The 6598-nt window shown below is 56.9% G+C and carries 6 protein-coding genes; 2 read left to right on the forward strand and 4 right to left on the reverse strand.

Annotated elements, in window-relative coordinates; translation table 11 throughout:
- Nucleotides 1-28: 28 nt before the first annotated feature.
- Genes BFP96_RS11845 through BFP96_RS11855 form a run of 3 tightly spaced genes read right to left on the reverse strand, consistent with a single transcriptional unit; the run spans nucleotide 29 to nucleotide 2811 of the window.
- Nucleotides 29-889 carry an SMP-30/gluconolactonase/LRE family protein gene (locus BFP96_RS11845; RefSeq protein WP_065883888.1) on the reverse strand — a complete coding sequence of 287 codons (861 nt, stop codon included), beginning with the start codon at nucleotides 887-889 and terminating at the stop codon, nucleotides 29-31.
- A gap of 39 nt (nucleotides 890-928) precedes the next feature.
- Nucleotides 929-1402: a DMT family transporter gene (locus tag BFP96_RS11850; protein WP_015371102.1), complete on the reverse strand. Its 474-nt coding sequence runs from the start codon at nucleotides 1400-1402 to the stop codon at nucleotides 929-931.
- A gap of 11 nt (nucleotides 1403-1413) precedes the next feature.
- Nucleotides 1414-2811 carry an amidohydrolase family protein gene (locus tag BFP96_RS11855; RefSeq protein WP_053139078.1) on the reverse strand — a complete coding sequence of 466 codons (1398 nt, stop codon included), beginning with the start codon at nucleotides 2809-2811 and terminating at the stop codon, nucleotides 1414-1416.
- 145 nt (nucleotides 2812-2956) lie between these two features.
- On the opposite strand from BFP96_RS11855, the gene BFP96_RS11860 reads away from it, so the two are divergent.
- A complete protein-coding gene (locus tag BFP96_RS11860) occupies nucleotides 2957-3868 on the forward strand; it encodes a LysR substrate-binding domain-containing protein (RefSeq protein WP_065936251.1) in 912 nt (303 codons plus the stop codon).
- On the opposite strand, the gene BFP96_RS11865 is transcribed toward BFP96_RS11860, so the two are convergent.
- Complete coding sequence (locus BFP96_RS11865; protein WP_065936252.1) at nucleotides 3781-5028, reverse strand: MFS transporter; 1248 nt, start codon at nucleotides 5026-5028, stop codon at nucleotides 3781-3783. The genes BFP96_RS11860 and BFP96_RS11865 overlap by 88 nt on opposite strands.
- An 88-nt stretch (nucleotides 5029-5116) precedes the next feature.
- Between BFP96_RS11865 and BFP96_RS11870 the strand changes: the two genes are divergently transcribed.
- On the forward strand, nucleotides 5117-5911 hold the full coding sequence (locus tag BFP96_RS11870; RefSeq protein WP_041931406.1) for an AraC family transcriptional regulator: 795 nt from the start codon (nucleotides 5117-5119) through the stop codon (nucleotides 5909-5911).
- Nucleotides 5912-6598: the final 687 nt, after the last annotated feature.

Genomic DNA, 6598 nt, shown 5'->3' on the forward strand with positions numbered 1-6598 from the left:
AACGGCGCGACAGGCTAGAACCTACTATTCAGTGCAGTCGTCCTGTAAATCGCTCTTCAGGGGATCCGGCAGCTAAAACGGCTTCGGCTTTTATCAGCGTGCCATCGAAATCTGCCGGCTTATCCAGCCCTATCCGTGCGCTGGTGCAGTAAAGCGTTTCATAACCAAGTCCCGCTAACACCGGACAAGTGGTCTGAATACACGGGGAGTCGATCACGCTGTCAACTTTGCCGTCAGTCGCGTAACGCACGACTCTGCTACCGCCCCATTCCGCATTCCAGAGAAAGCCCTGCGCATCAATACAAGAACCGTCTGGAGCACCCTGACCGTTGACTGTAGTGAATACACGCTGGTTTTCTAGCGACGGGTAATCGCAGCAGAAAATGCATCCTTGCAGGGAGTCCGCGTAATACATGGTGGAACCGTCCGGGCTAAAACAGATGCTGTTCGGGATCGCCACTTCGGGAAGGTCCAGCGTTTCAGTCTTGAGCGTCGCGGCATTGAACCGGTGAAATCGCCCTATAGTTTGCACCGCCTCACCGGCATCCATAGTGCTAAACACAAAGTTGCCCATACGGTCGCAGCGGCCATCATTGACCCGGGTTCCGGGTACTCCAGGCGTGATGGTAATTTTGGTGAAGCGAAGAGTACTCAGGTTGTAATAACCTAGGCAGGAGGCCAATCCCATTAGCAATACGTCTGTATTGGTCGTAAGGGCGAACGACCCCAGCGGCTCGGGCACTCGCCAGTGCTGTACTTCACCGCTCACGGGGTCCAGAGCAAGCAGTTCGCAACCAGGGATATCGGTCCAGAACAGGCGTTCCGTTCTTTCACACCAGACAGGGCACTCGCCAAGAAGACTGGTGGTGCCGCTTAGGGTTTTAAACATGGTTGCGTCCTACGAAACAGGATGGGGCAAACAAGGCAGTCAGTTGGAGAAAAGCGCTGACCACCTGTCACCGAACAGGGCGATGGCCAGTCCTGCGAGCATCACCATCGACCCGGCCAACTTGATGAGAGACACCGGCCTTTCCGATGCCCCCATCAATCCGAAATGATCGATAACCAGTGAGGAGATAATCTGACCTGCGATAGCGAGGCCCAGCAGGGCTGACAGGCCGATTTTTGGCGCAAGCACCACATAACTAAGCAAGGCACCGGCACCCAGCAGACCGCCCAGCAGGCTCCACCAGGGCTGGGCAGGTATAGCCGCCAGTGAGGCCACTATCCCGCCACGCATCAATGAAAAGACGCCCAGGCACACCGCTCCGGCAGTAAATGAGAACAGCGCCGCCGCTACGGAATCTCCACCCACACCTTTAGCGAGTTGACCATTCAGCGTGGTCTGCAGGGTAATGCCAAGCCCCGCGGCGATGGCCAGCAGGTAGTAAGCTGCGTTCATTTCGCGCCTCCTTACTTGGCTGACTCAAGCGGCATGAATGTCTCGGCAAAAATATCCGGCTGGTAGCCTGCGGCAGCAAACAGATGCTCACGGGATTCGTCGATTGCTGCACGCAGCCTTTCGCTGTCCACGCCCAGCACCTTGCCGCCGCGCTTGACGATGCGCCCGCCAATCATGACCGTGTCGACATTGCTGCGTTCGGCCGCGTGTACCACGGTGCCGAATGCGTTACCCGACGGGTAAAGGTTGATGTCCTGCGCATTGATAAGGATCAGGTCGGCCTGTTTGCCGGGGGTCAGGGTGCCGACTTTGTCCTGCAATCCTGCACAGGTGGCGCCGTCAAGAGTGGCGGCTTTGAGCAGGCCATGAGCCGGCAGGGTCACCGGATGATGCTCTGCGCCGCAGCAGCGCTGCTGGTGCATGCCCATGACGCGTTGCAGGTAGAACGCCACCCGCATCTCCATGAACATGTCACCGCTATAGGAGGTTTCGTTATCGACACTCAGCCCCGGGCTGATGCCGTGACGCTGGGCCGACTGCATGGCGAACATTCCATCTTCAATGCCGTAGTGGGCATCTGAACGCGGGCATACGTTGACCCGCACGCCAGCCTCGCGAATGATTTTCCAGCCGGCGTCCGGCAGCGCTGTGCAGTGGTTGAAGATGTTATCGGGGCGCAGCAGACCCTCGCGATGCAAACCCTCCAACTCAGCTGCCATGTCCCCGCCGAAGAATTCGGTAATGATAGGCAGCCCCAAGCGCCGGGCCTCAGCCCATAGCTCAGGCTCCAGCTGCGCCATTACCGCCAGCGAGAGCAGCGGGTTGTCACCGTTCTTGACGTATTTCCCCTGGAGACGCTCCAGGTTGCCGGGCCAGTGGGCTTTGTCCCACTCACCAGAAACTGGCGCACCGGAGGCGTGTACAGACCGGATACCAGCATCGAGCAGCGCCTCGACCGCGGCGTCGGAGTGCGCGCCGGTGCGGCTGTTGTGCGAGTTATCGACCACGGTCGTGATGCCCGCATCGATGCACCCCAATGCAGTCAGTAGATTGCCAATATACATGTCAGCCGGGCGATAGTATTTGGCGAACGAGAAGTGCGTTGCGTTGCAGTAGTCTTCCAGGGTTTCGGCATTCGGATTGATTCGACGCAGTTGGCCCTCCCAGGAGTGACGATGCGTATCGACCATGCCGGGCATGGCAATCATGCCGGATGCCTCGATAACCATAGCGTCGCCGGCCTCGATGTTTTCACCTATGGCCGTGATGGTGCTGCCTTCGATAAGGATATCGCCGCGCGCCAGATTGCCGATATCACCGTCCATGCTCAGCACAGTGGCGCCGCGGATAAGGGTGCGGGCGGCCTGAGCGGTCGGGGCCTGCACAATGCTGCGGTTATATTCAGCCATTTTCTGTACACCTCTTCAAATTTCGTTGGAAGCAATGTACGCAATGCGATACTGCGGGAAAAAGATGGTTAAACTGTTTTTATTATTCAATATCTACGAATAATAACGACTTTACCCGATCACTGCTTTGAGGCTGCTAACAGTCATGGACCGTATTCAAGCGATGCAGGTTTTCGTACGTGTGGCTGAAGCAGGAAGCTTTATCCAGGCGGCGCAGACGCTCTATCTGCCGGCCTCCACAGTTACCAGCAGCGTTAAAAATCTTGAGAAGTACTTGCAGGTACGCCTGCTGAACAGAACAACGCGTCGGGTCAGCCTGACCTCTGAGGGCGCACAATATCTGGCGCAATGCCGGGAAATATTGGAGCTGATCGAACACACAGAGACCAGCCTGACGGATTCCGTAAAACGGCCACAGGGGCGTTTGCGTGTCGATATGCCGGGTGGCATTGCACACTTCATCGTCATGCCAAACCTGCAAGACTTCTACAGGCGCTACCCGGATATCTACCTGATGATAGGCGTCAACGATCGGCAGGTTGATCTGGTTCAAGAGGGTGTCGATTGCGTTATTCGTACAGGCGAGCTTGATGACTCAACGCTCGTTGCGCGCCCACTCGGTCGGTTTCGCTGGGTAACCTGTGCGTCTGCCGCCTATCTCGAAGAGAACGGCACTCCGCAAAATCCGCAAGATTTGTCTCACCACCGGGCCATCCATTACTTCTCGGGCCGCGCAAGGCAAGCAGGTGAAATGCGCTTTGCCCGTGGTACCGAAAAAATCTCAGTCCCGGTGAACGGCACAGCGGCCGTCAACGAGACTGGGCTTTACATCAAAATGTGCCTTGAAGGCTTCGGGCTGGTGCAGCTCGCTGAGAACGTGGTCAGCGAGCATCTGCGAGAAGGGCGACTGGTCGAAGTGCTTGCTGACTGGCAGCCCGCATCGGTTCCTGTTCACCTGCTATACCCGCATCAGCGCTTTTTATCGCCAGCTGTGAGCGCATTCGCTGACTGGATTGCTGGGCTTGTTCGCGACGATGATTCAGCAGATTCAAGTTGAACGTTGCGCCCGGCCAGCATGCCGGTGAATGCTCCGGCTACGGAGATTGCGGCTGTGATCAGCAGCGGTCCTGTCCAGCCACCGGTCCAGTCGTACAGTTGGCCCAGCAGCAAGGGGCCTGCGGCTGCCATCAGGTAGCCGACGCACTGCGCCATTCCTGAAAGTGCCGCCGTGTCACCGGCATTTTTTGTGCGCAAGCCGATGAAGGTCAGGCCGAGCATCATGCTGGCACCAGAGCCGAAGCCCAGGACCGCGGCCCACAACATGGCGTAGTCTGGCGCGTAAATGAGCCCGATCAGGGATGAGGCGGTTAACAGGCTGACGGTAGCGGCTGCCAGTTTCTGGTCTTTGAGACGACGAAGCGTGGCCGCCAGAATCAAGCCGGGAATGGCCGTCGTCAGTTGAAGCGTGCCGTGTACCGTGCCTGCTTGCTCCGGGGATATGCCATGGTCCATCAGAATGGTCGGCAGCCAGCCGACGGCGACATAAAAAGGCATCGCGTTCAGCCCCATGAACAGTGTGACCTGCCATGCCAGCGGCGAACGCCAGACGGCCACGGTTGGCGCTTGTTTCGGACCTGACAGATTTACGTGTTCGTGTTTTTTCAACTGCGGCAGCCACACCACCAGCGCCAACACCGGGGCTGCGACCAACAAACTCAGGGCAATCGGCCATCCCCATGATTGGGTCAGCGGAACTATTACGGCTGAACCGACAGCGCCCGCTGCACCCATGGTGATGGAATAAGCGCCGGTCATGGACGCCATTTTTGTCGAGAAGTCGCGTTTGATCAGGCCGGGCAGCAGCACGTTGCCCAGGGCGATCCCAGTGCCTATCAATATCGTACCGGCGTACAACACCCATGCGCTGCCTGCGGAGCGGAGCAGGATGCCCGCTGAAATGACCAACAGTGCACCGAAAAGCGTGCGCTCGATGCCGAACCTGCGGGCGACCGATGCGCTGAGCGGGGAGAAGGCTGCAAAGGCAAGTAATGGCAGTGAAGTAAGCAGGCCTAGAGCTGAGGCGCTCAAGCCAAAATCATTCTGGATCAGCGGCAAAACGGGCGCGATGCTGGTAAAGGGAACGCGCAGGTTCACGGCGATAAGCAGAATGCCTGCGACGAGCGCGATGGCATGCCACTTGTTTTTTGTATCTGACATATTCTTTATCTGTCCTCTTAAAAGAAGACAACTGTAGAGAACTTCAGAACCGGCTAATATAGATATCAAGACACCTGATATCTAAATTATGCCAAGCTCAAAAAATGTCGTTTCCTCGCCGGAAGATTTCGATTCAGACCTTTTCGCCCAGGCAGCGATTGCCCTCAAGGTTGCGCCTGACCTCAATGATTCGGGTGCCCGTCCGCATGATCATCGCAAAGGCCAGCTCATCCTGTCTTTGCATGGCGCAGTGAGCTGTGAGGTGCAAAATGCACTCTGGCTTGTCCCTCCCCAGCACGCCGTATGGATCCCGGGCGGCACGCCGCACAGTTGCCGAGTGACCGAAAACGCCCGGACCTGCTTTCTGTTCGTTGAGCCCGGTGCGGCAGCCATGCCTGAAGAATGCTGCACGGTTGCCATTACGCCCCTTGTTCGGGAGATGGTCCTGCATCTCGCTGAACAGGAACCTGCTTACCATTCCGAGGGCAAGACAGCTCGGCTGGTTGCAGTGCTGCTTGAGCAGCTTTCCGATGCCCCGCTGAAAGAGCTGCATTTGCCGATATCAGACCACCCCAAGATCAAACAAATCGCGGATACGCTCTTCTCAGATCCAGGCGACCGAACCACGTTGCGCGAGTGGGCCACTCGGCTTGCAACCAGTGAACGAACGCTGGCCAGGCTTGTAGAAAGCACGACCGGGCTGAGCTTCGGACGCTGGCGTCAACAATTGCATTTGATGATCGCACTGAGTCATTTGGCGGAGGGGGTATCCGTGCAACGTGTGGCGGGCATCCTGGGATATGACTCTGTTAATGCATTCATCACTATGTTCAAGAAAGCACTGGGTAAACCGCCTACTCAGTATTTTTCCTCTCTGCGCTAGTGCTCTGCTGGCTGATACAAAGCGCCGAGGCTGTAGAACGATCTGTCTGCTATTGGCCGGGAGCTGCGGTACGCAACTGAAAGCTTCCGGCCCAAAAAAGCGGCTCCGAATCGCCGAATGAAGGCTAAGAAACCTGATCACCTATCACTATGATGGGTGCTCCGAAGGTTACATCAGATAGCCGAGTAGCCTCAGCTAATGCCCGTAAAGGGGCAGGCAAATCGAAAAGTGTCAGTGGATTCAGTGGGCGGCATTGCAGCTCATACCCCCTCAAGGCCTGGCGTGAATCGCGATGAACGTCTGACCAGTCGTACGCGAAGAACCCACGTTTGGCAAATTCAACGAAAGCGTTTACGCCAGCCCTGGCAGTGACCCGATCTACATCGGACACCTCCGGCAATGAAAGGACAAATTCTTCGGAGTTTTCGACGGAGGGCATTGCGGAATCAGGAACCGGCCCCGGCCCCCCCGTAGTGAAGAGCGCAACCTGCCCGACGGCGTCGGTGGCGACCCATCCAACATCAAAGTCCTGGAGAACGAAGGGAGCCACCATTTGCACCTACTTTATAAAAAGGGACGAGTTGATTTCCTAACTCTACTTGCCAGCCCAGAGTGTGTAAAAGCGCGTCGGCAAACTCTTAAAGCGGGAAGAAATTCGACGAGTTCATTGCCCCAGCTTTAAACATC

Origin of the sequence: Pseudomonas sp. 34 E 7, assembly GCF_900005715.1 — a bacterium.
GTDB lineage: Bacteria > Pseudomonadota > Gammaproteobacteria > Pseudomonadales > Pseudomonadaceae > Aquipseudomonas > Aquipseudomonas orientalis_A.